Source organism: Aminobacter niigataensis (assembly GCF_946995915.1).
Classification (GTDB): domain Bacteria; phylum Pseudomonadota; class Alphaproteobacteria; order Rhizobiales; family Rhizobiaceae; genus Aminobacter; species Aminobacter niigataensis.
This window is the reverse complement of sequence record NZ_OX341517.1, coordinates 3,199,115-3,225,383: the sequence shown is the minus strand read 5'-3', so window position 1 is coordinate 3,225,383 and position 26,269 is coordinate 3,199,115. Positions and strand designations below refer to the sequence as shown.

At 62.9% G+C, this 26,269-nt stretch carries 23 protein-coding genes; 8 read left to right on the top strand and 15 right to left on the bottom strand.

The genetic code is table 11. From position 1 onward, the window contains the following. Positions 1-10 precede the first annotated feature (10 nt). From tgt to coaD, 6 genes are read right to left on the bottom strand one after another with little or no spacing between them, the layout of a single operon-like run. Positions 11-1,150 carry a tRNA guanosine(34) transglycosylase Tgt gene (gene tgt / locus O1Y97_RS15730; RefSeq protein WP_318761619.1) on the bottom strand — a complete coding sequence of 380 codons (1,140 nt, stop codon included), beginning with the start codon at positions 1,148-1,150 and terminating at the stop codon, positions 11-13. After that, positions 1,147-2,223, bottom strand: coding sequence for a tRNA preQ1(34) S-adenosylmethionine ribosyltransferase-isomerase QueA (gene queA, locus O1Y97_RS15725; RefSeq protein ID WP_318761618.1), 1,077 nt, complete (start codon positions 2,221-2,223; stop codon positions 1,147-1,149). The genes tgt and queA overlap by 4 nt, the downstream gene beginning before the upstream one ends. After that, positions 2,223-2,672, bottom strand: a complete 450-nt coding sequence (locus tag O1Y97_RS15720; protein WP_108608066.1) for a DMT family transporter — start codon at positions 2,670-2,672, stop codon at positions 2,223-2,225. Before O1Y97_RS15720 ends, queA begins: the two co-directional genes overlap by 1 nt. Positions 2,673-2,678: 6 nt before the next feature. Beyond that, the gene (locus O1Y97_RS15715) at positions 2,679-3,194 is read right to left on the bottom strand and encodes a peptidylprolyl isomerase (protein WP_108608065.1); all 516 of its coding nucleotides are present in this window, start codon (positions 3,192-3,194) and stop codon (positions 2,679-2,681) included. A gap of 27 nt (positions 3,195-3,221) precedes the next feature. Further along, entirely contained in the window at positions 3,222-3,809 is a 588-nt protein-coding gene (locus O1Y97_RS15710) for a peptidylprolyl isomerase (protein ID WP_318761617.1), read from the bottom strand. 17 nt (positions 3,810-3,826) lie between these two features. Continuing rightward, a complete protein-coding gene (gene coaD / locus O1Y97_RS15705) occupies positions 3,827-4,327 on the bottom strand; it encodes a pantetheine-phosphate adenylyltransferase (protein ID WP_108608063.1) in 501 nt (166 codons plus the stop codon). 199 nt (positions 4,328-4,526) lie between these two features. Between coaD and O1Y97_RS15700 the strand changes: the two genes are divergently transcribed. Continuing rightward, positions 4,527-4,679: a hypothetical protein gene (locus O1Y97_RS15700; protein ID WP_183260992.1), complete on the top strand. Its 153-nt coding sequence runs from the start codon at positions 4,527-4,529 to the stop codon at positions 4,677-4,679. 111 nt (positions 4,680-4,790) lie between these two features. On the opposite strand, the gene gyrA is transcribed toward O1Y97_RS15700, so the two are convergent. Further along, positions 4,791-7,568 carry a DNA gyrase subunit A gene (gene gyrA, locus O1Y97_RS15695; RefSeq protein ID WP_318761616.1) on the bottom strand — a complete coding sequence of 926 codons (2,778 nt, stop codon included), beginning with the start codon at positions 7,566-7,568 and terminating at the stop codon, positions 4,791-4,793. Positions 7,569-7,820: 252 nt separating this feature from the next. Here gyrA and O1Y97_RS15690 point away from each other — a divergent pair, with 252 nt between their 5' ends. After that, complete coding sequence (locus O1Y97_RS15690; RefSeq protein WP_318761615.1) at positions 7,821-8,450, top strand: MarC family protein; 630 nt, start codon at positions 7,821-7,823, stop codon at positions 8,448-8,450. 30 nt (positions 8,451-8,480) lie between these two features. Here O1Y97_RS15690 and O1Y97_RS15685 read toward each other — a convergent pair whose 3' ends face one another. The 4 genes from O1Y97_RS15685 to O1Y97_RS15670 all read right to left on the bottom strand — a co-directional run bounded on the left by O1Y97_RS15685 (position 8,481) and on the right by O1Y97_RS15670 (position 11,692). After that, positions 8,481-9,380 carry an HNH endonuclease gene (locus tag O1Y97_RS15685; RefSeq protein ID WP_318761614.1) on the bottom strand — a complete coding sequence of 300 codons (900 nt, stop codon included), beginning with the start codon at positions 9,378-9,380 and terminating at the stop codon, positions 8,481-8,483. 146 nt (positions 9,381-9,526) lie between these two features. Further along, entirely contained in the window at positions 9,527-10,039 is a 513-nt protein-coding gene (locus tag O1Y97_RS15680) for a ClbS/DfsB family four-helix bundle protein (protein ID WP_318761613.1), read from the bottom strand. Positions 10,040-10,101: 62 nt separating this feature from the next. Further along, positions 10,102-10,692 carry a single-stranded DNA-binding protein gene (gene ssb / locus O1Y97_RS15675; protein ID WP_108608060.1) on the bottom strand — a complete coding sequence of 197 codons (591 nt, stop codon included), beginning with the start codon at positions 10,690-10,692 and terminating at the stop codon, positions 10,102-10,104. Between the two features lie 259 nt (positions 10,693-10,951). Further along, positions 10,952-11,692 (bottom strand): phosphatase PAP2 family protein, encoded by a 741-nt coding sequence (locus O1Y97_RS15670; protein ID WP_318761612.1) that lies wholly within the window; start codon positions 11,690-11,692, stop codon positions 10,952-10,954. A gap of 413 nt (positions 11,693-12,105) precedes the next feature. On the opposite strand from O1Y97_RS15670, the gene O1Y97_RS15665 reads away from it, so the two are divergent. Beyond that, entirely contained in the window at positions 12,106-12,972 is an 867-nt protein-coding gene (locus O1Y97_RS15665) for a LytTR family transcriptional regulator DNA-binding domain-containing protein (RefSeq protein WP_318761611.1), read from the top strand. Positions 12,973-13,044: 72 nt separating this feature from the next. Here O1Y97_RS15665 and O1Y97_RS15660 read toward each other — a convergent pair whose 3' ends face one another. Both O1Y97_RS15660 and O1Y97_RS15655 read right to left on the bottom strand, forming a co-directional pair. Next, complete coding sequence (locus O1Y97_RS15660; protein ID WP_318761610.1) at positions 13,045-13,470, bottom strand: DUF1801 domain-containing protein; 426 nt, start codon at positions 13,468-13,470, stop codon at positions 13,045-13,047. Positions 13,471-13,479: 9 nt separating this feature from the next. Then, positions 13,480-14,214 carry an aspartate/glutamate racemase family protein gene (locus O1Y97_RS15655; RefSeq protein WP_318761609.1) on the bottom strand — a complete coding sequence of 245 codons (735 nt, stop codon included), beginning with the start codon at positions 14,212-14,214 and terminating at the stop codon, positions 13,480-13,482. A gap of 225 nt (positions 14,215-14,439) precedes the next feature. Between O1Y97_RS15655 and O1Y97_RS15650 the strand changes: the two genes are divergently transcribed. From O1Y97_RS15650 to O1Y97_RS15640, 3 genes are all read left to right on the top strand, one after another. Then, a complete protein-coding gene (locus O1Y97_RS15650) occupies positions 14,440-15,363 on the top strand; it encodes a DUF6161 domain-containing protein (RefSeq protein WP_318761608.1) in 924 nt (307 codons plus the stop codon). Between the two features lie 682 nt (positions 15,364-16,045). Next, entirely contained in the window at positions 16,046-18,967 is a 2,922-nt protein-coding gene (gene uvrA / locus O1Y97_RS15645) for an excinuclease ABC subunit UvrA (RefSeq protein ID WP_108608056.1), read from the top strand. A gap of 175 nt (positions 18,968-19,142) precedes the next feature. Then, positions 19,143-19,952: a DUF72 domain-containing protein gene (locus O1Y97_RS15640; RefSeq protein WP_318764222.1), complete on the top strand. Its 810-nt coding sequence runs from the start codon at positions 19,143-19,145 to the stop codon at positions 19,950-19,952. 990 nt (positions 19,953-20,942) lie between these two features. Here the strand turns inward: O1Y97_RS15640 and O1Y97_RS15635 are convergent. Beyond that, on the bottom strand, positions 20,943-22,442 hold the full coding sequence (locus tag O1Y97_RS15635) for an NAD(P)H-hydrate dehydratase (protein WP_318761607.1): 1,500 nt from the start codon (positions 22,440-22,442) through the stop codon (positions 20,943-20,945). Between the two features lie 327 nt (positions 22,443-22,769). Between O1Y97_RS15635 and O1Y97_RS15630 the strand changes: the two genes are divergently transcribed. Together O1Y97_RS15630 and glnA are read left to right on the top strand one after the other, a co-directional pair. Next, positions 22,770-23,108 (top strand): P-II family nitrogen regulator, encoded by a 339-nt coding sequence (locus O1Y97_RS15630; protein ID WP_055976860.1) that lies wholly within the window; start codon positions 22,770-22,772, stop codon positions 23,106-23,108. 50 nt (positions 23,109-23,158) lie between these two features. Continuing rightward, a complete protein-coding gene (gene glnA / locus O1Y97_RS15625; RefSeq protein WP_108608052.1) occupies positions 23,159-24,568 on the top strand; it encodes a type I glutamate--ammonia ligase in 1,410 nt (469 codons plus the stop codon). 113 nt (positions 24,569-24,681) lie between these two features. Here the strand turns inward: glnA and O1Y97_RS15620 are convergent, their stop codons facing one another. Next, complete coding sequence (locus tag O1Y97_RS15620) at positions 24,682-26,253, bottom strand: GMC family oxidoreductase (RefSeq protein WP_318761606.1); 1,572 nt, start codon at positions 26,251-26,253, stop codon at positions 24,682-24,684. Positions 26,254-26,269 lie beyond the last annotated feature (16 nt).

The following is a 26,269-nucleotide window of genomic DNA, read 5'->3' as shown; positions in this document are numbered from 1 at the left end:
ACGGCCGGCGTCACTGCCCCGGGTGTACCGGCAGATCGCCCCGCGCCCAGCCTTCGCCGATCTCGGCGGTGCGGTCGGCAAAGCGGCCGGCCTCGATCGAGGCGCGGATATCGCTCATCAGGTGCTGGTAGTAGGACAGGTTGTTCCAGGTCAAAAGCATCGCGCCCAGCGACTCCCCCGACTTGATCAGGTGGTGCAGATAGGCGCGGCTGTAGTCACGTGAGGCCGGGCAATCGCTTTCCTCGTCCAGCGGCCGCGGGTCGTCGGCGTGGCGGGCATTGCGCAGGTTGACCTTGCCGCGGCGGGTGTAAGCAAGGCCGTGGCGGCCGGCGCGGGTCGGCATCACGCAGTCGAACATGTCGATGCCGCGCGCCACCGACTTGATGATGTCGTCGGGCGTGCCGACGCCCATCAGGTAGCGCGGCTTCTCCTCCGGCAGCTCGGGACAGGTGATGTCGAGCATGTCGAGCATCACCTCCTGCGGCTCGCCGACGGCCAGTCCGCCCACTGCGTAACCCTTGAGATCGAGCCCCTTCAGCGCCTGCGCCGAGCGCACGCGCATATCGGGAATGTCGCCGCCCTGCACGATGCCGAACATCGCCTTGCCCGGCTGGTCGCCAAAAGCCGCCTTGCAGCGTTCGGCCCAGCGCAGCGACAGCTCCATGGCGCGCTGGATTTCCTTCGGCGTCGCCGGAAGTGCGGTGCATTCGTCGAGTTGCATCTGGATGTCGGAATCGAGCAGGCCTTGGATCTCGATCGAGCGTTCCGGCGACATTTCGTAGGCAGCACCGTCGATATGCGAGCGGAAGGTCACACCCTTTTCGCTAAGCTTGCGCAGCTTGGACAGCGACATCACCTGGAAACCACCAGAATCGGTCAGGATCGGATGTGGCCAGCGGGCGAATTCGTGCAGGCCGCCGAGCCGCGCCACGCGCTCGGCACCGGGCCTCAGCATCAGATGATAGGTGTTGCCCAGGATGATGTCGGCGCCGACGCCGCGCACCTGGTCCATGTACATCGCCTTGACCGTGCCGCCGGTGCCCACCGGCATGAAGGCCGGCGTGCGGATCGTGCCGCGCGGCATGGTGATCTCGCCGCGGCGCGCCTTGCCGTCGGTGGCAAGCACGTTGAACTTGAATTCTTCACTCATCGGTCGTTCCTGAACAGCAGGCTGGCATCGCCATAGGAATAGAAGCGGTAGCCGTCCGCGATCGCATGGGCGTAGACGCCCTGCATCCTTTCAAGTCCGCAAAAGGCCGAAACCAGCATGAACAAGGTCGAACGCGGCAGATGGAAATTGGTCATCAACGCGTCGACGAACTTGAAGCGGTAGCCTGGCGTGATGAAGATGTCGGTCGGCCCGGACCAGGCAGCGATCGTGCCGTCGGCGCGCGCCGCACTTTCCATCAGCCGAAGCGAGGTGGTGCCGACGGCAACGATGCGGCTGCCGCGCGCCTTGGCGGCATTCAGCGCCGCCGCGGTCTCGGCCGACACATGTCCGATCTCCGAATGCATCTTGTGTTCTGCGGTATCGTCGGCCTTCACCGGCAAAAAGGTGCCGGCGCCGACATGCAGCGTCACGAATTGCCGTTCGATACCCTTGGCCTCGAGTGCGGCAAACAGCTCCGGCGTGAAATGCAGTCCGGCGGTAGGGGCCGCAACCGCGCCCTCCTCACGGGCATAGACGGTCTGGTAGTCGCGCCGGTCGCGTTCGTCATCGGCACGCTTGGAGGCGATATAAGGCGGCAACGGAATATGGCCGACGGCATGCAGCGCCTCGTCCAGCACCGGGCCAGATACGTCGAACGCCAGCAACGCTTCGCCCGCCTCACCCTTTTCGATCACAGTCGCGTCGAGTTGGCCCAGCATGCAGGCCTCGGCGCTGTGGTCGAACTGGATGCGGTCGCCGACGGCAACGCGCTTGCCCGGCCGCATGAAGGCGAGCCAGCGGTCGGGGCCGACACGCATGTGCAGCGTCGCATCGACATGCGCGACAGCCTCGCCGCGCACGCGGCGGCCCTTGAGTTGCGCCGGGATGACGCGCGTGTCGTTGAGCACCAGCACATCGCCGGGTTCGAGCAACGACGGCAGGTCGCCCACCTTGAGGTCGGCGAATTCCTCGCCTGGCCTGACGAGGAGCATGCGAGCGGAATCGCGCGGTTCAGCGGGGCGAAGCGCAATCCGCTCTTCGGGCAGCTCGAAATCGAAAAGATCGACGCGCATCAGTAGATACGGATCATCATTGCCCCGGCGAGCAACAGCATGGCACCGACGATGCGGCCCATCGAGAGCTCGCGCACGGCAACGCCAAAATAGCCGGCACGGTCGACAATCACGCTGGCCAGCAATTGGCCGGTGACCAGGAACGCGACCAGGGCAGCCGCGCCAATGCGCGGCGTGAGCAGCACTGAACTCGTTACATAGACAGCGCCAAGGCAACCGCCGGCCACGAACAACCACGGCGCCGGGGCGCGCCAGTCGACGCTGACGCCTTGGGCGCGTGCGGTGAAGTAGGCGATGATGCCGAGCACGATGGCACCAGCCAGGAATGAGACCGCAGCCGCCGCGACGGGCATTCCCAGCCCGCGCGCCAGCTGCGCATTCACAGGTGCCTGAATGGCAACGAAGGCGCCCGCCAGAACCCCGAGAAGCGACCAGAGAACGCCAGCCATTGCCTGTTATTCCGCGATATCGGCGGCGACCTTCAGCGACACGATCTTGTCGGGATCCTGCACCGGCTCGCCGCGCTTGATCTTGTCGACATTTTCCATGCCTTCGATGACCTGGCCCCACACCGTGTACTGGCGGTTGAGGAAGCCGGCGTCGTCGAAGCAGATGAAGAACTGCGAATTGGCCGAATTCGGGTTCTGCGAACGCGCCATCGAGCAGGTGCCACGGCCGTGGTTCATGTTGGAGAACTCGGCCTTCAGGTCCGGCTTGTCCGAACCGCCCATGCCGGCGCGGCCGGGGTTGAAGTCCTTGCCGCCCGACTTGCCGAACTTGACGTCACCGGTCTGGGCCATGAAGCCGTCGATGACGCGGTGGAACACCACGCCGTCATAGGCGCCTTCGCGTGCCAGTTCCTTGATCCGCCCGACATGGCCGGGGGCCAGGTCAGGGAGCAGTTCAATGATCACGTTGCCCTTGGTGGTTTCCATGATCAGCGCGTTTTCGCGATCCTTGATCTCGGCCATGGTGAAATTCCTTCTTTGCGTTTTGGATTACTTGGCGTCCGCGGCGATGCGGACCTTGATCATGCTGTCAGGGTCGCTGACGACGCCGTTTGCGGCCGCATCGCCCTTCTTGATGCCGTCGACCAGTTCCATGCCGCTCTCGACATCGCCGACGATGGTGTACTGGCCGTCAAGCGAGGATGCGGTATCGAACATGATGAAGAACTGCGAATTCGCGGAATTCGGATCTTGGGCACGTGCCATGCCGACGACGCCGCGCTTGAAGTTCTCCTTGGAGAATTCGGCCGGCAGGTCGGGCAGCTTCGAGCCGCCGGTGCCGGCGCGGTCGCCGCTGTAGCCATCCTTCGTGTCGCCGAACTCGACGTCGCCGGTCTGCGCCATGAAGCCCTCGATGACACGGTGGAACGCGACATTGTCGTAGGCACCTTCGCGCACCAGCGCCTTGATCTGCTCGACATGCTTGGGTGCGAGGTCGGGGCGCAGCGCCACCGTCACGTCGCCGCCCTTCAACGTGATGATCATCGTGTTCTCCGGCTCGGCGGCCAGTGCAGCAGCCGATCCTGCGAGCAGGCCGGCAAGGACGACGAAGGACGAGGCAAGCTTTCTGAGCTGCATGGTTCGATACTCCGAAATTATTTCGCGAATTTTGCCGTGAGCGCGCCGGCGACCGCCGCCGGTACGAACGGGCGGATGTCGCCGCCCATCGAGGCTATCTGGCGGACAAGTGTGGCGGTAATCGTGCGGACCGAAGGGCTTGCCGGCAGGAAAACCGTCTGCAGTTCCGGCGCCATGGTCTCGTTCATGCCCGCCATCTGCATCTCGTAGTCGAGATCGGTGCCGTCGCGCAGGCCACGGATCATGATCGAGGCGCCTTGCTTGCGCGCCGCGTCGATCACCAGCCCGTCGAAGGCCACCACCTTGATGCGGGCGCCGTCCTTGCCGAACTCGACCTTCGTCGCTTCCTCGATCAGCGCCACCCGCTCCTCGAACGCGAACAGCGGCTTCTTGCCGGGATGGATGCCGATGGCGGCGTAGACGACGTCGGCGACGGCCAGCGACGCCTTGAGCACGTCGAGGTGGCCGTTGGTGAGCGGGTCGAACGACCCGGCATAGATGGCGATGCGATCAGTCATGCGCTGCTTCTAGAACATCGGCGCCAAAGGTGGAAGCGCACTTTGGCGGCACCCGGTACCTTCGGCCAATGGTTTACGAGATGAATGCACGATGAACGGCAATCTCAGGATCGGTTCAAGCGGATGTGAATAAACCCTGTGTATATCAGATGAAACCAAATGCCGGTTCGTCCGTTGTTTCAAGCAGGAGAACAGCGCCATGATGATCTACATGCTCGCCGCGGCCATGACTCTGGCCATGCTTGTTGCCACTGCCTTCAGCCTCCATCACGAGGCGCATCGCGTCCGCACCAAGGTGCAGACGGCCCGCGTCCAGCTTCCCGGCTGGCGTAATCCGCGCGTCCCGCGCTGAACAGTTTCTGCCCCTCCAGGCAAAAGCGGCGCTTCGGCGCCGCTTTCTTCTCTTTAATTTTTCCCTCTACCCCTTTGATTTGACGCGCCCTTCAGCGCATCTGAGGGTAGGTCAGCCTTCCTCGCTCACAGCGGCATCGCCGTTTGGCGCCTCGTCGCCATCTTCGTCGCCCGACGGCTCGGAAATGCGCTCCACCGAAACCACCTTCTCGCCTTCGGCTGTATTGAAGATGGTCACGCCCTTGGTGGCGCGGCTGGCGAAGCGGATGCCATCGACCGGCACGCGGATCACCTGCCCGCCATCGGAGACCAGCATGATCTGGTCGTCGTTGCCGACCGGGAACGTCGCCACCAGCTTGCCGATCTCGGCCGTCTTCGACACGTCGGTGGCGCGTATGCCCTTGCCGCCGCGATTGGTCAGGCGGAAGTCGTAGGACGACGAGCGCTTGCCGTAGCCGTAGTCGGTCACTGTCAGCACGAACTGCTCGTGCTGGCCCAGGAACTGGTAGCGGTCTTCGGAGATGTCGGCTTCCTCACCGATCTCCTCGTTGGTCAGCGCGATGTCCTCGTCTTCGCCCGCTGCAATACCAGCTGCCAGCCTCCGCTCGGCGACAGAACGCTTGAGATACGCGGCGCGCTCGGCCGGGCTCGCCTCGACATGCTCGATGATCGCCATCGAGATGACGCGGTCGCCATCGGCCATGCTGATGCCGCGCACGCCGACCGAATTGCGGCTCTGGAACACGCGCACGTCGTCGACGCGGAAGCGGATGCACTGGCCGGAATCGGCGGTCAGAAGCACGTCGTCATTGTCGGTGCAGGTCTCGACGCCGAGGATCTCGTCGCCTTCTTCCTCCAGCTTCATGGCGATCTTGCCGTTGCGGTTGACCTGGACGAAATCGCTGAGCTTGTTGCGGCGCACGGTGCCGCGTGTCGTCGCGAACATCACGTCGAGTTCGCCCCAGCTCGTCTCGTCCTCGGGCAGCGGCATGATGGTGGTGATGCGTTCGCCCTGTTCGAGCGGCAGCATGTTGATCAGTGCCTTGCCGCGCGACTGCGGATTGCCGATAGGCAGGCGCCAGACCTTTTCCTTGTAGACGATGCCACGCGACGAGAAGAACAGCACCGGCGTATGCGTGTTGGCCACGAACAGGCGGGTGACGAAATCCTCGTTCTTGGTCGACATGCCCGAGCGGCCCTTGCCGCCACGGCGCTGCGCCCGGTAGAGCGAAAGCGGCACGCGCTTGATGTAGCCGGAATGGCTGACGGTAACGACCATGTCCTCGCGCGGGATCAGGTCCTCGTCTTCCATGTCGGCGCCGGCGTCGGTGATCTCGGTCCGGCGCGGCACCCCGAATTCGTCGCGCACCGCCAGCAGCTCGTCCTTGACGATCTGCTGGATACGCGCCCGCGAAGACAAGATGTCGAGGTAATCGGTGATCTCGGCGCCGATCTTGTTGAGTTCGTCGGCGATTTCGTCGCGGCCAAGTGCCGTCAGGCGCTGCAGGCGCAGTTCGAGGATGGCGCGCGCCTGTTCTTCCGACAGGTTGTAGGTGCCGTCGTCGTTGATGCGGTGGCGCGGATCGTCGATCAGCTGGATCAGCGACTCGACGTCGGCTGCCGGCCAGCGGCGCGTCATCAACTGCTCGCGCGCGGTCTGCGGATCGGGCGCGGTACGGATGAGCTTGATGACTTCGTCGATATTGGCAACGGCGATCGCCAGGCCGACCAAGACGTGCGCACGGTCGCGCACCTTCCTGAGCAGGAACTTGGTGCGCCGGCTGATCACATCTTCGCGGAAGGCGACGAACGCCTTCAGCATATCGAGCAGCGTCAGCACTTCCGGCTTGCCGCCGTTGAGCGCCACCATGTTGGCGCCGAACGACGTCTGCAACGGGGTGAAGCGATAGAGCTGGTTGAGGATCACCTCGGCATTGGCATCGCGCTTGAGCTCGATGACGACGCGGTAGCCCTGGCGGTCGGACTCGTCGCGGATATCGGAGATGCCCTCGATGCGCTTGTCGCGCACCAGTTCGGCCATCTTCTCGATCATCGTCGCCTTGTTCACCTGGAAGGGAACTTCGGTGATGATGATCGACTCGCGATCGCCCGCCCGCTGCTCGATATTGACCTTGCCGCGCATGATGACCGAGCCGCGCCCGGTCGAATAGGCATTGTAGATGCCCGAGCGGCCGAGGATCAGGCCGCCGGTCGGGAAATCGGGACCCGGGATGACCTCCATCAGGTCAGGCAGGTCGATGCCAGGGTTTTCCATGACGGCAATGGTGCCGTTGCAGATTTCGACCAGATTGTGCGGCGGGATATTCGTCGCCATGCCGACGGCGATGCCGCCGGCGCCATTGACCAGAAGTGCCGGAAAGCGTGCCGGCAGCACGCGCGGCTCTCGGCCCGACGCGTCGTAGGTGTCCTGGAAATCGACGGTATCCTTGTCGATGTCCTCGAGCAGTTCGTGCGCGACCTTGGTCAGGCGCGCTTCGGTGTAGCGCATCGCTGCGGGCGGATCGCCGTCGATCGAGCCGAAATTGCCCTGACCGTCGATAAGCGGAACGCTCATCGACCAGTCCTGCGCCATGCGCACCAGGGCGTCATAGATCGAGGCGTCGCCGTGCGGGTGATATTTACCCATCACGTCGGCGACGGGGCGCGCCGACTTCACATATTTGCGGTTCCAGTGATAGCCGCTCTCATGCGAGGCGTAGAGAATGCGGCGATGCACCGGCTTCATGCCGTCGCGCACGTCGGGCAGCGCGCGGCTCACGATCACGCTCATCGCGTAGTCGAGATAGGAGCGCTGCATCTCCTCGATGATGGAAATCGGCTCGATGCCGGAGGGACCGTCAGGTCCGCGCGGTGATTTCTGGTCGGTCAACTCTGATCACGCATGTTGGGAATCATTTGCTCCTTATATAGGAACGGCCTGCAATTGACCAATTTTGGCCGCGCTTTTCCAACGCTGATTTTACACTAGAAATCAAAAGGATAGGCACTGCGACCTGATCCGCGACAGTCTGTCCGGCAGCTCTGTTGGGCTTTGCCGGCGCACAGCGCTGCAATCATGCGCAAGGGCTCTGGCATTGCCGGCCGCCTCGGGTTAGCCTGAGTCCGCCGGGGGAGACATCGGATGCCGTTTTTCGACAATGTTTTCAATGCCTTCGTCACCATTCTCGTGACCATCGACCCGCCCGGCCTGGCACCCCTGTTCCTGGCAGTCACCCGCGGCATGAACCGCGAGCAGCGCCTCCAGGTTTCGATGCGTGCCAGCATCATCGCCTTCATCGTGCTGGCCGTCTTTGCCATTGCGGGCGCTGCCATCCTGACGGTCTTCGGCATCACGCTGCCGGCCTTCCGCGTCGCCGGCGGCTTCCTGCTGTTCTTCATCGCCTTCGAGATGGTTTTCGAGAAACGGCAGGACCGCAAGGAGAAGATCTCGGATGTCGCCATCACCCGCGACCACATCCACAACATCGCCGCCTTCCCGCTCGCCATCCCACTGATCGCCGGCCCCGGCGCCATCTCGGCCACGGTGCTGTTGTCGGGCTCGTTCCAGAGCTGGACCGGCCAGTTGGCCCTGGTGCTGATCATCCTGGCCTGCCTGGCGCTGACCTATCTGGTGTTCATTCTCGCCGAACGCATTGACCAGTTTCTCGGCCAGACCGGCCGCTCGATCCTCACCCGCCTGCTCGGCGTAATCCTCGCCGCACTCGCCGTCCAGTTCGTCGCCGACGGCATCAAGGCATTGATCGCGATGTGAATTGCGCTCCCGCGCGGTGACGAGACCAGCCTACTGCTTGAAGCAGTGATTGCGATGCCAATGCAGGAAATGTCGGTGCGGCTGCTCGGAGCAGCGCAGTGGAACGATCGCACGCCCGGTGCGATTGACAATTCCCCTTATGCCATCGGGATCATTTGCATGCCGAGAAATCAGGATATCGAGATCATCCGACAAGCCGATTAGGCCCCTGTCGAACATCCAGTGAGCCGTACCTGAAAGGGCGATGCCATTGCTCACAACGTCAGGTCCGCTTGCCTCCACTGGCCGGATGTGAGCGGCTTCCACCTCCGCACGTCCGCCGCCGTTGATGAGCTTCAGTCCAGTCACCGCGCAGCGCTCGTCATAGGCGCGCAGGACGATCTTTCGGAAGACGCGGTCGCGCACGATCCTTGACGTCAGGTGCTGGACCCGCTCTCGGCTCTCCTCGAAAACGAACGGCGTTTGCTCTTCGGACAAGCCTGTACCAGGAAATGCCGGATCGACCCTCGGAAGTAGAGGCTCCGCTTGATCCAACCCGAGCGCGACGATCCGGCTGAAATCGCTGGGTGAAAGCGGTCGCACTGCCGCCTGGGCGCGGCCGGAGATGCGCCCGTCATTGTTGAGAACACCCCTTTCGACCAATCCCGTGGTGCCGCTGAACGGAACGGGTATCGCGAAATCGAGGTAAGTGCCCGGCTCGATCAGAGCGAGAAACATGCCCTGCGCACCGGGGTCTGGAATAACCTGCTGCACCTTGGCGACCGCGAAGTATCCTCGCGTACCCGGAACCTTGCGAGGTTCATAGTAGATGATCCAATCGCCGATGCACGCTTGGACCCTGCGCAGGTATTGCGGCGGAAACTGATACCGCTCAGCTGGACTGTCGTCGTAGATCGAATCCGACCTGTGAATAAAGACCCCGAATCCCATTTGCGTTTACTAACGCGAACCTGAAAGATTCGCGAGGCTGCAAGATCCCGCCCCATCGCGAAAGTTCTTTGCGCGCGCGATTGATGCTACAACTGCTGGTAACGAAAGTCGGATTGCCGCAGAGTCGTCCGTTCACGTCAGGTCAATCAATCCAGCCCCTTCGCCTTCTTCCACCTGCGCAGGCGGCCTCGCGCATTGGCGTAGGGCGAAGACGTGTTGAACTGGATCATCCGGCCCAGCGCGTATTTCTCGTACCATGGCGCACCATAGAGCTCGCCATCGCCCAGGCTTTCCACCAGCGCGACAATCCGTGCCTTGGCTACGCCAAGACGCTGCAACAGTTCGGGAAAGGCAAGCGATCGATAGTCGCCATAGAACTTCTGCGCCAGGCGGCCGAGTTCGCTCCAATTGAAACCGGTTTCCGGAAAGTCGACCGCCGCCCCGGCAGTACGGCCCGCATGCCATTTCAGCACCAGTTCGTTCCAGCCGACGAGGTAGGAGACCAGGTCGCGGACACTCATCAGAGTTCCCTTGGCATGCCCATCGAGGCTGGCTTCATCGGCCAGATGTTCCGGTATGGTCGCCAAATCGCGCGCCAGCCTGTCATAGCTGGCATTGATGGCCTCGAGCAGTTCAGCCTTGTTCTGCGGGATTGCCATGGTCCGAGGCAGCGTGCGGGCTTAGGCCTTTGAAATCCATCACCCACCCGCGCCTAGCTGGATCAGAACGGGATTTCGTCGTCGAGGTCGCGCGAGCCGCCGCCACCCATTCCGCCGCCACCCTGGCCGCCGCTACGGCCACCGCCGCCGCCGCCTGAACCGCCACGTCCGCCGCCATAGCTGTCGGTCGGGCTCGACTGGCCGAAATCGGATCCGCGTCCACCGCCGCCGCCGCCATAGCCGCCACCCTGCCCGCCGCCATAGCCGACCTGGCCGCCGCCATAACCTGCGTCACCGCCCTGGCCGCGCGCGTCGAGCATCTGCAGCTCGCCGCGGAATTTCTGCAGCACGATTTCGGTGGTGTAGCGCTCGATGCCGTCCTTCTCCCACTTGCGGGTCTGGAGCTGGCCTTCGATGTAAACCTTCATGCCCTTCTTCAGGTACTGCTCGGCGACCTTGGCGAGGTTGTCGTTAAAGATGACGACCTGGTGCCACTCGGTCTTTTCCTTGCGCTCGCCCGAGTTCTTGTCGCGCCAGCTTTCCGAGGTCGCGATGCGCAGGTTGACGACCGGCTCGCCCGAATTGAGCCGGCGGATTTCAGGGTCCGCCCCCAGATTGCCGACCAGAATGACCTTGTTGACGCTACCTGCCATGACACCGCTCCGCGCTCGTCCGAAACCGAATTCCAAGAAAATATGAGGGCGCACCCTAGCCCATTGCACCGTCCGCCCGCGCCCCCTGCAGGCTGAAATCCTTGTGCAGTCCACAAGTCATTTTTGTTCTTATTTTGTTCTAAGGCTTTTGGCGGGTGTTGGCAAGGCCTTTGGGAAAGCGGACTCGCCGCCTTCGATGTCGCGATCGCCGGCCCGACGCACACGCCTGGCCAGCCGGCAAGCTTGCGAGTTGCTAGAGCTATCTCGGAGCCAACACCCGGCCGCCGCGTACCAGATATTCGCAGGCCCAGGCCAGAAGGCAGAAGACAACCAGTGTGGAAAGGGAGCCAAGAACAACGTCGGACAGGAAATGGCGCCCAAATGCGACGCGCAGCATGCCGGCCGTGACGATGATGAGCCCCATTGGCAGGATCAGCACGCGCCTCACCTGCCTTGAGCACAGGGGCAAGAGACAGGCGAGCCAGGCAATGGCCGCCGCCTCCCCCGAAACGAAAGAACAGTTGTGCTGGCAGGCATCCGACCATTCCGCTGCCGCCACAAAAGGCTGCTCGCCGCCAAACAACGATGTGCTCTGCGGCCGTGCCCGCCCGATGTATTCCTTCAGGAAGGCATTCACCAGCAGGCCCGGCCCCACCGCGAGCGCAGCAAGCGCCACCGCAGATGCGCGAACCCGCTCGTGATGCCATCTCCGGCCGGCTACAAGATCACGCGAGAGAATGGCCGCAACCACCAGGGCAGCGACGATTGGCAAAGCCATGAAAGCGCTCCGCAGCAACTTGTAGCCATTCATGTACGCCGCGGGAAATTCTCCGCAGATACGGGTGGCATCCCCCGTCGCGCAATTGGTCGCGGCAAAGAACAGCGATGACACGGCCTTGTCGATTTGTGGCAAACGGTTGAAGAAAAATGCCAGGGCGACCCACAGGACCACCAGGCCGACGGCGAATGCCGGGTCGCTCCAGACTCCAAAACGACCCAACCTCCGACTGCTAAATGCAGGTGTTGACTGAAAAGCAGTCATTTCGCAGCTGGCGAAAAGCGAATTCTATTCATCGAAATTCCCCCCAAGTCGGAATCGACCCCGACAAAATCGTCGGTGACAGCGAATTGGGAGGGCGACAACAACGAGATGACCAATCACCACGCCGGTCGGATGAACGGTCGAGTTTTATGTTTCAACAACTTTGGCGAAGTGCTATTGAAAGCTATTTTATATATTTGAATTTTCCATGGACACATTACCGATGCTTGAATGCGGACGTTGCGCCCTGTTGCCCAAAGCAACGCTAGACCGACCGAGGCTCTTGCTGCGCGTCTTGCCCTAGGACGCGGTTGGACATGCCGGGACGGAGACCGTTCGAAGCAATCGATTGCTGCTCATCGGAACCTGCATTGGATTGGGCCTATCAGGCGTCGAAACGGCTTCTGGCCAACCCGGTCGACGAGGCCATTTCGATGCTGTTTGCGGAAATCGGCAAGGCAGCCGATGTCGACCGCGTGTTCATGCTGGAATACGACCTGCACCACCTGCGTTTTCGCAATGAGTATGAATGGTGCCGCTGCGGCGTCCAATCCTTCCTCAAGGAATTGCAGGATACGCCGGTCACCCTGATCGCCTGGTTGCATCAATCCCTGGTCAAGGGTGAGGCCCTGATGATCCATGATGTGGACAACCTGCCGCGCGTCGCCCGCTCGCTTCAGATCGAAATGCTCCGGCAAAACGACAAGAGCGTCTTGTGCGTTCCGGTCATGCATGACGGCAGCCTGCGCGCCTGCCTCGGTTTCGACATGACCAGGCACAAGCGTCGCTGGCGCCTCGAGGAGGCCAACGAACTCTCCAGGTGTGCCGCGCTCATCGCCACGGCCCGCTATGGCTGCCCCGCTCCCGTCGGACAGCCCCTCGCCGACGCTGCCGCCACGCCCGCGCCTCTGATCTTTCTGTTGCGCCAAAGCGGTGCGCGCGGCGTTGGCCTGGACGAAATTCTGGGGCTGCGCTCCGCCCAGAACTACACCGAGGTCTGGCTTGGCGATGGATCGGTGGTGCTCGACCAGCGTCCGCTCAAGATCTGGGCTGGCCTGGTGCCGAAGGCAGGATTCATGCGCATCCACCGCACCGCCATCGTCAATCTGCAACACGTCGTCGAACTCGACCGGCCACCCAGCGGCGTCAGATGGGATGTTCGATTGCGGACACTGTCCAAGCCATGGTCGGTTTCCCGCGCCTATCAGCAGGAATTGCGCCAAAGGCTCGGCATCTGACGATTGCGAGCGGCTTCGGTACGGACGGGTACTTTCCACGGCAGCGCCGCCTCGCTCAACCGCCTGCCCACGTCATGGTCGCTGGCCGGCTTTCCGCTGGTGATATGTCAGCGCCGCGCGCAGGCAGAATGCGAGAGCCGCTTCCGGAACGGCCGCCTCGGCCGGCACGATGACGGCCCTGTTGCCTTCGAATTCCAGCTCGCCGCCGAGATGCGAACGGAAGGTCTCCAGAAGCGTCGTATTGCAGTTGAAGAACACCGCGCATTTGTCGGGAAAAGACCTTGGCGCGCCCAGCCTCACGGTCGAGCCGCTGCCGCTGGCCTCGGTCAGATAGGCCGGCTCGCCCCATTTGAGCGTTTCGGTCAGCGGGCCGACGCCTTCGCTTTCCGCCGCAACCTCGAAGATCAGGCTGCGGATATCGAGCAGCCGCGCCCGCACCGCCTCCGGATGGCGCGACAGCGCCTCCATGATTGTCCTCGGCACGGGCGGTGGCGCCATGTTGCTGCTTCAGCTCCGTTCGTCTTGCGATGGCTCGCCGGCAAGCGCCAGCTCGACCGCCGCCTCGGCGTGGAGCCTGACCACGTCATAACCGGGCATCGGATAATCCTCCATGGCCACCAGCAACGGCAGCTCCGTGCAGGCGACCACGATTGCGTCGGCTCCGCGCGCCTCCAGCCCATTGGCCAGTTGCAACAGCACCGCCCTGGACTCCGGCTTCACGATGCCGAGCGTCAGCTCATCGATGATGATGCGATGCAAGGCTGTTCGCTCCTCTTCCGGCGGAACCAGCACTTCGATGCCGAATTGCCGTTGCAGCCGCTCGGCCAGGAAGCCCAGCTCCATCGTGTAGCGCGTGCCCAAAAGCCCAACCCGCTGGTGTCCGGCAGCCTGCAGCGACTTGCCGGTCGGATCGGCGATGTGCAGCAGTGGGATCTTGATCGCCTCGGCAACCTTGTCGGCGACGTAGTGCGCCGTCACCGCGGTCATCATGGCGAAAGCCGCGCCGCCGGCCTCGAGATGCCGCGCAGCCTTGGTGATCACTTCGGCGACACGCTCCCACTCGCCCCTGGCGGCTAGATCGTTCAGCTCGTCGAAATCGAGCGTGAACATCAGCGAGCGCGCATTGTGGTGCCCGCCCAGCCGGCGATGCGTCGCCTCGTTGATGAGCCGATAATAGAGCGCGCTGGATTCCCAGCTCATGCCCCCGAGCAAGCCGATGAGTTGCGTCTGGCGAACGGTCATAGCCCTCCCCGATGGCGCGAACGACGTAATCTAGTTCAGCAGGTAGGAGGCTAGCAACGTATCAAAGGGTCAATTGACGTGAGGATTGCATCAACCAGCTCCTGCATTGCTTCGAGTACGTCCCGAATTTTCTAGTGGAAGAGCCACATCACACGTTCATGCGCTCTTATCTGACGCCTAGACTATCCGTTAGCTTCGTCAGCAATTCGGAGCGGGGAGGTAGCGATGGTCGATAACAAGACACTGCTTGAACGGCCCGACCTGGGTATGGACCCTCTGGCGGAGCGCACGGGCGGGTTTATGTCCGCGGGCATACCACCGCAGCCAACCGATCTTGGCGAAAGCGCATTCACATATTTCAGTGAAGCAACGCCAGATAATAGGAAGCCAAACCACACCTTTAGATACTTCGAGATAGTTCTCGATGCCTATACACGCGCCAAATTGACCGACACCTATTCCAAGTTTCGAATAGACGTGGACGCTGCGGAAAAATTGAAAAGCAAGATCCTCTCGGATTTTGGTTCTATCCAGACCAACCTGGAGTACTGGCACGGCAAGGCGGCAGATCTGGTAACCACGATCGAAGATCCGGTCGCCGCGATCGAGGGCTTGAAGGCGTCCTTCAACGAAAACCAGAAACTCCAAAATGCCCGCCAACTGTGGGGCGATAGCGCTCGGAGGGCACGTAAAGCATACGCAATATCTTGGATTGCGCTTGCTTTGCTGCTGGTCATTTTCCCTGCCGTTGTCGTCTGGAAGGCGGATGTGGTGTTCACCTTCTTCCGTTCGGTCGGCGACGCCGTCTTCGCCGATTTATCACCAAACGTATCCGAAACAGCCATCTTGATTTCGGCTGTCAGTCGCCTTGTTCTCGTGACGCTTCCGGTGGCGCTCTACATCTGGCTCATCCGTATCGTGGTTCGCTTCAACATGCGCTCGCTGCTGTTGATGGACGATGCCATGCAACGCAACACCATGCTCGAAACCTATCTTCATCTGGTCGAGCAAGACGCCGCCGTGAAGGCAGATAGGCCTCTCATCCTGGAGGCTCTGTTCAGGCGAACACCAGGTCATGGGCCCGAGGCTATCGAACCGCCCAATCTGACAGACATCATCAAGTTGAATGTGCCAACGACCAGAAGCTGACGTCTGGACGCCCAAAAAATATGGCCCCGCCGCTCCCAAGAGCGCACGGGGCCTTTTGTCGGGTTATACCCTTGACTGCCGGGAGTGGTTTACCGGCTTTGCTCTCTCGGATTCATAGTGGCTCTCGGCCACAGATCCGACCATGGTCTCAAATTGTAGGGGATCAGTAGGTCACGGTTTGCAGGGCTTTTCCTAACAGAAATGCCGGCACCTCTGCCTGCTGCGGTTCCGTCTCGCTAGCGGAACCTTAAGGGACTGTCCGGTGGAGTCATGCCTAGCTCCTACGTCAGTTGCGCCAATTGTACGCCTGCTGCTCAACTCGCGTGTCTGCGGCGTCTCGCAGACCGACCGTAGCATGGTGAGGAGCCCTCAAGAGAGGCTCAGCTTCAGGCGACGTCAGGAGTTTGCATCCCTGATTCCGCTACGTCAACCACAACGTTGTTAGAGGCGAAAAATGTGATCGAAGCCCGGCTCTCGCCCTGCCGGGCTCCTGCCATAACGTTGTCAGGAGCCCGTTCGGCCTTTGTTCTTTTCTCTTGCCCCTGCCCGCCAAAGGCGCTTAAACGCAGTGCGGGGTGTATTGCGCTGCCTCTCGACCGGGCGGCGAAAATACCTACATGAGGGAATGGTCGGGCAAACCCGCCACTCCGAGCAATTCCAGATTTGAGGCGGCGGCGCGGCAATGGCCGATCACAAGTACATTTCCATTCGCGGTGCGCGCGAACACAATCTCAAGAACGTCGATCTCGACCTGCCGCGCGACCGGCTGATCGTGATGACCGGCCTGTCCGGCTCGGGCAAGTCGTCGCTCGCCTTCGACACCATCTATGCCGAAGGCCAGCGCCGTTATGTCGAGAGCCTGTCGGCCTATGCCCGCCAGTTCCTCGAGATGATGCAGAAGCCCGACGTCGACCAGATCGACGGCCTGTCGCCGGCGATCTCGATCGAACAGAAGACGACCTCGCGCAATCCCCGATCGACGGTCGGCACCGTCACGGAGATCTACGACTACATGCGCCTGCTGTTCGCGCGTGTCGGCGTGCCCTATTCGCCGGCGACCGGCCTGCCGATCGAGAGCCAGACGGTTTCGCAGATGGTCGACCGCGTGCTTGCGGTCGACGAAGGCACGCGCCTGTTCATCCTTGCGCCCATCGTCCGGGGCCGAAAGGGCGAGTACAAGAAGGAGCTCGCCGAGCTCCAGAAGAAGGGCTTCCAGCGCGTCAAGATCGATGGCGCCTTCTACGAGATCGGCGAAGCACCGGTGCTAGACAAGAAGTACAAGCACGACATCGACGTCGTCGTCGACCGCATCGTCGTTCGCCCGGACCTTGCGACGCGGCTGGCCGACTCGATGGAAACCGCGCTCAAGCTGGCCGAAGGCCTGGCCGTCGCCGAATTCGCCGACAAGCCGCTCGACGCCAGCCAGACAGGCGCGGACTCGGTCAACAAGTCTGCTAACGAAACCCACGAGCGCATTCTTTTCTCCGAGAAATTCGCCTGTCCGGTGTCGGGTTTCACCATTCCCGAGATCGAGCCCCGGCTGTTCTCCTTCAACAACCCGTTCGGTGCCTGCCCGGCCTGCGACGGCCTCGGCAACCAGCGCGCCATCGATCCCCTGCTGATCGTGCCGGAAGACCATGTCTCGCTGCGCGAGGGTGCGGTTGCGCCCTGGGCCAAGTCGACCTCGCCCTATTACACCCAGACGCTGGAAGCCCTCGGCAAGGTCTACGGCTTCAAGATCGGCGACCGCTGGCGCGACCTTTCGCCCGAGGCGCAGGAAGCCATCCTGCACGGTACCGGCACGAAGGAAATCACCTTCAACTATGACGACGGCCTGCGCTCCTACAAGACGACCAAGACCTTCGAAGGCGTCATCCCCAATCTCCAGCGCCGCTGGAAAGAGACGGAATCCGCCTGGATGCGCGAGGAGATCGAGCGCTTCATGTCGGCGACGCCCTGCCCGACCTGCGCCGGCTATCGCCTCAAGCCGGAATCGCTCGCCGTCAAGATCGCCGGCAAGCACATCGGCGAAGTCACCGAGCAGTCGATCCGCAAGGCCAATGCCTGGTTCGAGGCCCTGCCCGGCGCGCTCAATGACAAGCAGAACGAGATCGCCGTCCGCATCCTCAAGGAGATCCGCGAGCGCCTGCGCTTCCTCAACGACGTTGGCCTCGAATATCTGACCCTGTCGCGCAATTCCGGCACGCTGTCGGGCGGCGAAAGCCAGCGTATCCGGCTGGCGTCCCAGATCGGCTCAGGGCTGACCGGCGTACTCTACGTGCTCGACGAGCCGTCGATCGGTCTGCACCAGCGCGACAATGCCCGCCTGCTCGACACGCTGCGCCACCTCAGGGACATCGGCAACACCGTCATCGTCGTCGAGCATGACGAGGACGCCATCCTGACCGCCGACTATGTCGTCGACATCGGCCCGGCCGCCGGCATCCATGGCGGCAACATCATCGCCGAGGGTACGCCGCAGCAGGTCATGGCCAACCCCAACTCGATCACCGGCAAATACCTGTCGGGCGAGCTCGAGATCGCCACGCCGGCCCAGCGTCGCGAGCTGAAAAAGAACCGCCGCATCAAGGTCGTGGGCGCGCGCGGCAACAATCTGAAGGACGTCACCGCCGAAATCCCATTGGGCACCTTCACCGCGGTCACCGGCGTGTCGGGCGGCGGCAAGTCGACCTTCCTGATCGAGACTTTGTTCAAGGCGGCCTCGCGCCGCATCATGGGGTCGCGCGAGCATCCGGCCGAGCACGACCGCATCGAGGGCCTCGAATTCCTCGACAAGGTCATCGACATCGACCAGTCGCCGATCGGCCGCACGCCGCGGTCCAACCCGGCCACCTATACCGGTGCGTTCACCCCGATCCGCGACTGGTTCGCCGGCCTGCCCGAGGCCAAGGCACGCGGCTACCAGCCCGGGCGCTTCTCCTTCAACGTCAAGGGCGGCCGCTGCGAGGCTTGCCAGGGCGACGGCGTCATCAAGATCGAGATGCACTTCTTGCCCGACGTCTACGTCACCTGCGACGTCTGCCACGGCAAGCGCTACAACCGCGAAACCCTCGACGTGCTGTTCAAGGGCAAGTCGATCGCCGACGTGCTCGACATGACGGTCGAGGAAGGCGTCGAGTTCTTCGCCGCCGTGCCCGTGGTGCGCGACAAGCTGATGACGCTCAACCAGGTCGGCCTCGGCTACATACATATCGGCCAGCAGGCCAACACGCTGTCCGGCGGCGAGGCCCAGCGCATCAAGCTCGCCAAGGAACTGTCGCGCAAGGCCACCGGCAAGACGCTCTACATCCTCGACGAGCCGACCACCGGCCTGCATTTCCACGACGTCGCCAAGCTGCTCGAGGTGCTGCACGAACTGGTCGACCAGGGCAACACCGTCGTCGTCATCGAGCACAATCTCGAGGTCATCAAGACCGCCGACTGGGTGCTCGACCTCGGCCCCGAAGGCGGCGACGGCGGCGGCGAACTGGTCGCTTCCGGCCGCCCCGAGGACATCGTCGCGGTGCCGCGCAGCTACACCGGCCAGTTCCTCAAGGAGCTGCTCGAGCGCCGGCCGGGCGGCAAGCGCGAGGCAGCCGAATAGGCTGCCTCATTTCTCCGCATGCCTGCGGATACGACGCCTGGTCACATGCGCAGCCGGCTTCACGGTCGGCAACGCCCAATGTCAGCATGCTTCCCGCGGGTTTCGTTCGCGTCTTTGCCGCTCCTGCCCGTTCGGCTAGAAATGACCCGCACTGACGCATCGCATTTGAAGGGGTCTGTCGATGAGTGGAAAAATCCGTGCCGGCATGGGCGGCTGGACGTTCGAGCCCTGGGAAGGCACCTTCTACCCTGACAAGCTGTCCAAGGCGAAACAGCTTCAGTTCGCCACCGCCCAGGTGCCGACCATCGAGGTCAACGGCACCTACTATTCCAGCTTCAAGGAGCCGACATTCCTCAAATGGGCGAGCGAGGCCCCCGACGGTTTCGTCTATGCGCTCAAGGGCAACCGTTTTGTCACCAACCGCCGCGTGCTTGGCGAGGCCGGCGAGTCGATGATGCGCTTCCTCGGCTCGGGTGTGGCGGCGCTTGGCGACAAGCTCGGGCCGATCCTGTGGCAGTTCGCGCCGACCAAGAAGTTCGATGCCGACGACTTCGAGGCCTTCCTCAAGCTTTTGCCGGAAAAGCAGGATGGCGTGAAACTGCGCCACGCGGTCGAGGTGCGGCACGATTCCTTCGTCGTCCCCGAGTTCGCCGCCCTGGCCAGGAAGCATGATGTCGCCATCGTCTATGCCGACCATGCCAAATATCCGGCGATTGCCGACGTCACTGGCGATTTCGTCTATGCGAGGCTGCAGACCGGCAGTGACGACAACCATGACTGCTACACGCCCAAGGCCCTGGATGAATGGGCCGCGCGTGCCCAGGTCTGGGCCGATGGTGGCATGCCGGCCGATCTGCCGCGTGCCGACCCCTCCACCGACGCACCAGCCAAGACACGCGACGTGTTCGTCTACTTCATCACCGAAGGCAAGGTCCGCGCCCCCTTCGGTGCCATGGCGCTGATGAAGCGGCTGAATGGCGGCTGATGGCGGGCGAACGGATCCTTTGCGCCCTCAGGGCGTGAAAAGGTTTTGCACGCTTCGCGTTCTTCTGAACGGCAATCGCCACGCAAAGGTCTCCTCAGTCGCGATCCTTCCACCCCTCTGGCCTGCCGGCCATCTCCCCCACAAGGAGGGAGATTAGTCGCGTCGCCGGCGGCGCTCGTCCTGCAACATCGCAAGGATAAGCCTCGCGATGTTGGCGATTCAGCTACGGCGCTGATGACGGCGTGATCTCCCCCCAGGCGGGGGAGATGGCCGGCAGGCCAGAGGGGGGCGCGAAGGATCGCTACGCGGTAGATTTGCTTCGTAGGGCCACAACCGAGCTCACTTGTCAGGAACTCTGTCACCATCCCGCGTGGATAGCCGCGCCTGTTTTTCCACGCCCTCCCAAACCTCCCGTATCCTCATCCTCGCGATCTTCCACGGGACTCCGGTGCGCACCGGGCAACGGGGGGAAGCGCCGGTGCCGGGCTGGCAGGAGGTCGGATCTCTTGCTGGGTGATGAGCCCCCAAGTCCGGGCCTTGCGGCGGCTGGCGGTGAAAGCCGAGGCGACTGAGCGGGGCAAGAACACCGGGCGGGGCGCGAACGTCGCGCCACATACTAATTATCGGAAGGCACGGCCTCGCGCCCCGCTTCCTGAACTACCTCCCGGCAACGGGAGCGCTCTTTTACAATGGCCAGGCGCGAAAGCGAGCGTGGCGGTGAACAAGCTTGGCACCCGTGCGCCGACGTCGTCATACCGGCCGAGCGCAGCGAGAGCCGGGACGACGCGCGCGACCTGCCTTCTCCCCTTGCAGGAGAAGGTGCCGAAGGCGACGGATGAGTGGTGTTGGAAGAAACGAGAGGTTACAGAAGAAGGCTCTGGTTGCTAAGCAATCTGAAACGTCCCGATCCGTCCTGCACCCCTCATCCGCCCTCCCGAGCCTATCGAGGGGCGGGGCACTTTTCCCGCAAGGGAGAAGGCAAGGCGCCGCTCACACACTCAACCCAGCCACCACCTCGCGCAGCGCCAGCGGCAGGTCCTCGGCAATCAGCCCCGGCCCGAACCGCCGCGCCGCCTCGGCATGCATCCAGACGGCAGCGCAGGCCGCCTCGAACGCCGGCATGGCTTGCGCCACCAGTGCTGCGACGATGCCGGACAGCACGTCACCCGAACCGGCCGTCGCCAGAAGCGGCGTGCCGTTGCTGTTGATCGCCGCCCGTCCGTCGGGCGCGGCGATCACCGTGTCGGGCCCCTTGTAGACGATGACGGCATTCGCCTTGGCGGCCGCGGCCCGCGCCCGCTCGACCTTGGACAACGACGGGTCGCCGGCGATGTCGGGAAACAGCCGGCCGAACTCGCCATGATGCGGCGTGAGAACCAGCACCGGAGCCTTCGGCCGCCTCGCGGCCTCGAAGAAGGAGACCCGCTGGTGGGAAAGCGAAGTGATGCCGTCGGCATCGAGCACCAGCGCGCCAAAGCGGCCGGAAGCATGGGACATCAGCCCCAGCGCAAAACGTCCGACCTCTGCTTCAGGACCGAGCCCCGGGCCATAGACCAGCGCGGCGGGCGTGCGCGCATCGAGGAAGGCCAGCGCATCTTCGAGCCCATCGCAACGCCTGAGGATGATCGAGGTCAGGTGCGCCGCATTGGCCGCCAGCGCCGGTCCTGGCGACAGCACCGTCACCGCGCCCGCCCCTGCCCGTGCCGCCGCCATCGCCGACAGCCGCGCCGCCCCGGTGGCCGCCACACCGCCCGAAAAGACGCCGACATGGCCGCGGCTGTATTTGTGGGCGTCGTTGGCCGGCGAGGGGAAGAGCGGGCGCCACCATGCCGGATCGTTTTCGAGGCATCGCATCCCTGTGGCAACGACAGTCGCATCGGAAATGCCGATGTCGGCGACGATGACTTCGCCGCAATGCGCCCGGCCGGGAAACAGCAGGTGCCCTGGCTTCTTGCGGGCGAAAGTCACTGTCACCGCCGCCTTGAAGGCGCCGCCCAACACCTCGCCCGTTGCGCCGGACACGCCCGACGGCAGGTCGACTGCGACGACTGGCACACCGGCCTCGACAGTCCGCGCGACCGCTGCCAGGACTTCGCCGGCAAGAGGCTTGGAAAGCCCGGCGCCATAAAGCGCGTCGACCACCAGGGAGCCCGGTTCGGGCGCGAATGCCGACAACGGCTCCACCGCGACCGGGCACTCCGCCGCCGCGAGCGCGGCATCGCTGCCGGCACGCGGGACGCCTGTTGCAAAAAGCCTGACAGCGACGCCGCTTTCCACCAGCAGGCGCGCCACGACATAACCGTCGCCGCCATTGTTGCCCGGTCCGCACAGCACATGGACGGGATGTGCCGACGCAAACCGCGACAGGACCAGATCGGCGACAGCACCGCCTGCCCGCCGCATCAGCCCGATGCCGTCGACCGGCCCCGCGCCGATTGTCAGCCTGTCGGCCTCGGTCATTTCGTCGGGTGTCAGCAGTTCAAACGCCATGGCGGTATCCGCAAAGTTCCAGCACCGTCCTTGAGAGTTAGCACGCCGCCACCCTTGACCGAAACAAAGATGCACCTGGCCACATCAGGTGCAAATTATGAGCACCTTGCCGATTTTTTGTGCATAGATTTGCGGTGGAGGACGCTGAAATTTTGGGCGATCTTCGTGCGGCAGGTCCAAACCGGTACCGGAACCAGCGTTCTGCGGTTGCCATCAAGGCAAAGTGGTCAAACTTGTCGCAGCCACTAGACTTGGCACGCTTCGTGCTTGAGATAGGCGCGAGTGGGTGCATCACCCTGACTTACGGCAGTGGAGGCCAGTATTCGCATGAAAAAGATCGAAGCGATCATCAAGCCGTTCAAGCTCGACGAAGTGAAGGAGGCTCTCCAGGAGGCCGGCCTGCAAGGCATCACGGTCACCGAGGCCAAGGGTTTCGGCCGCCAGAAGGGTCACACCGAGCTCTACCGCGGCGCCGAATATGTCGTCGACTTCCTGCCCAAGGTGAAGATCGAGGTCGTGCTCGGCGACGAATCCGTCGAGGCCGCCATCGAGGCGATCCGCAAGGCGGCCCAGACCGGACGCATCGGCGACGGCAAGATCTTTGTCTCCAACATCGAGGAAGTCGTCCGCATCCGCACCGGCGAGACCGGCGTCGACGCCATCTGACCCTTCGAAATTTCTTCTCGTCCTAACGTCATCAGACAGGGAACCATCACATGACGACAGCCAAAGACATCATGAAGCAGATCAAGGACAACGACGTAAAGTTCGTTGACCTGCGCTTCACCGACCCCAAGGGCAAGCTCCACCACGTCACCATGGACATCGCCGAGGTCGAGGAAGACATGTTCGCCGACGGCGTCATGTTCGACGGCTCCTCCATCGCCGGCTGGAAGGCCATCAACGAATCCGACATGGTGCTGATGCCCGACATGGACACGGTCCACATGGACCCGTTCTTCGCCCAGTCGACCATGGTCATCCTCTGCGACATTCTCGACCCGGTTTCGGGCGAGGCCTACAACCGCGACCCGCGCGGCATTGCCAAGAAGGCCGAGGCTTACCTAAAGGCCGAAGGCATCGGCGACACCGTCTATGTCGGCCCGGAAGCCGAATTCTTCGTCTTCGACGACGTCAAGTACAAGGCCGATCCCTACAACACCGGATTCAAGCTCGATTCGACCGAACTGCCGTCCAACGATGACACCGACTATGAGACCGGCAACCTCGGCCACCGTCCGCGCGTCAAGGGCGGCTATTTCCCGGTCCCGCCGATCGACAGCTGCCAGGACATGCGCTCCGAGATGCTGACGGTGCTGTCCGAGATGGGTGTGCGCGTCGAGAAGCACCACCACGAGGTGGCTGCCGCCCAGCACGAACTCGGCATCAAGTTCGACACGCTGGTCCGCAACGCCGACAAGATGCTGATCTACAAGTATGTCGTGCACCAGGTCGCCAACGCCTACGGCAAGACGGCCACCTTCATGCCGAAGCCGATCTTCGGCGACAACGGCTCGGGCATGCACGTCCACCTGTCGATCTGGAAGGGCGGCAAGCCGACCTTCGCCGGCAACGAATATGCCGGCCTGTCGGAAAACTGCCTCTATTTCATCGGCGGCGTCATCAAGCACGCCAAGGCGATCAACGCCTTCACCAACCCGCTGACCAACTCCTACAAGCGCCTGGTCCCGGGCTATGAAGCCCCGGTCCTGCTCGCCTACTCCGCGCGCAACCGCTCGGCTTCCTGCCGCATCCCGTTCGGCAACTCGCCGAAGTCCAAGCGCGTCGAGGTCCGCTTCCCCGATCCGGGCGCGAACCCCTACCTCTGCTTCGCGGCGCTGCTGATGGCCGGCCTCGACGGCATCAAGAACAAGATCCACCCCGGCCAGCCGATGGACAAGGATCTCTACGACCTGCCGGCGAAGGAACTCAAGAAGATCCCGACCGTCTGCGGCAGCCTGCGCGAAGCGCTCCAGAGCCTCGACAAGGACCGCGGCTTCCTCAAGGCCGGCGGCGTCTTCGACGACGACCAGATCGACAGCTTCATCGAGCTGAAGATGGCCGAGGTCATGCGCTTCGAAATGACCCCGCACCCGGTCGAGTACGACATGTACTACTCGGTCTAAGACCCGAAAAACAAAGAAAAAAGCCCCGGAGCGATCCGGGGCTTTTTTGTTTGGCGGTGCAGCAATCTGGCGAATGCCCGACCGCTGTGAATGATGCACGGCCAAACGATGCGTCAGATGCTCTTGGCACCCATCTGCTCGGCGATGTAGTCGGCCTGGCGGATGGCCAGCGACACGATGGTGAGCGTCGGGTTCTCCGCCGCACCGGTGGTAAACTGGCTGCCGTCGGACACGAACAGGTTCTTGATGTCGTGCGTCTGGCCCCACTTGTTGACCACGCCGTCGGATGCCTTTTCGCTCATGCGATTGGTGCCGAGATTGTGCGTCGACGGATAGGGCGGCGTCGGGAACGAGCGGGTCGCCCCGACGGCATCGTACACCGCCATGCCCTGCTTGTAGGCGTGGTTGCGCATGGCGACGTCGTTGGGATGGTCGGTGAACCAGACATCAGGTATCGGCATGCCGTACTTGTCCTTCAGCTCGCCGTGCAGCTTCACCGCGTTCTGCTCCTGAGGCATGTCCTCGCCGACGATCCACATGCCTGCCATCTTGTCGTAGTGGTCCAGCGCGGTGGTGAACGAACGGCCCCAGCCGCCGGGATCGAGGAATGCAGCCATGAACGGCAGCCCGAGCGCCAGCGTCTCCAGCTCGTAGCCGCCGACGAAACCGCGTGACGGATCGTGCTTGGCTTCGTCCCGGACGATACCGGCCATGGTCGTGCCGCGCCAGAAGTGCACCGGCTTGTCGAAGATCGCGTAGACCGACCCGGTGGTATGGCGCATGTAGTTCTTGCCCACCTGCCCCGACGAATTGGCCAGCCCATCCGGGAACTTCGACGAGGCGGAGTTCAACAGCAACCGCGGGCTTTCGATAGAATTGCCAGCAACGCAGACGATCCGCGCCTTCTGGCTCTGCATCTTGCCGTCCTTGTCGGCGTAGACGACGCTGGTCACCTTGCCGCTGTCGTCATGCTCGATCTTGAGCACGTGGCTGCTGGGCCTGACCTCCAGCTTGCCGGTCGCCTCGCCCTTGGGGATTTCAGTGTAGAGGGTCGACCATTTGGCACCCCATTTGCAGCCCTGGAAGCAGAAGCCGGTCTGCTGGCAGCCCATGCGGCCATCGCGATCCGCCGAATTGATCGCCATGTTGCCGGTGTGGCATTCCTTGTAGCCGAGCTTGTCGGCACCGGCCTTGAACACCTTGAAATTGTTGTTGCCGGGCAGGCCCTCAATGTCGTTGGTGCGGGTCACACCCATCTTGTCCTCGGCCTTGGCGTAATACGGCTCGAGGTCTGCGAGCGTGATCGGCCAGTCGAGCAGGTTCGCCCCTTCGACCTTGCCGTAGTTGGTCAACGTCTTGAACTCATGCTCCTGGATGCGCAGAGATGCGCCGGCCCAGTGCGTGGTCGTTCCGCCGACCGCCTTGACGATCCAGGCAGGCAGATTGGGAAAGTCCTTGTGGACCCGCCAGCCGCCGCCGGTCGTGCGGTTGTCGAGCCAGGCAAGCTGGCCGAAGGAGTCCCACTCGTCGTTGATGAAGTCCTCATATTCGATGCGCGGGCCGGCTTCGAGAATGACGACGTCGATGCCCTTCTGGGCGAGTTCGTTGCCGAGCGTGCCGCCACCGGCTCCGGAGCCGATGATGACGACGACGCTATCGTCGTTGAGACCGTAAGGTGCAGGCATGTTTTCCTCCCGGGGA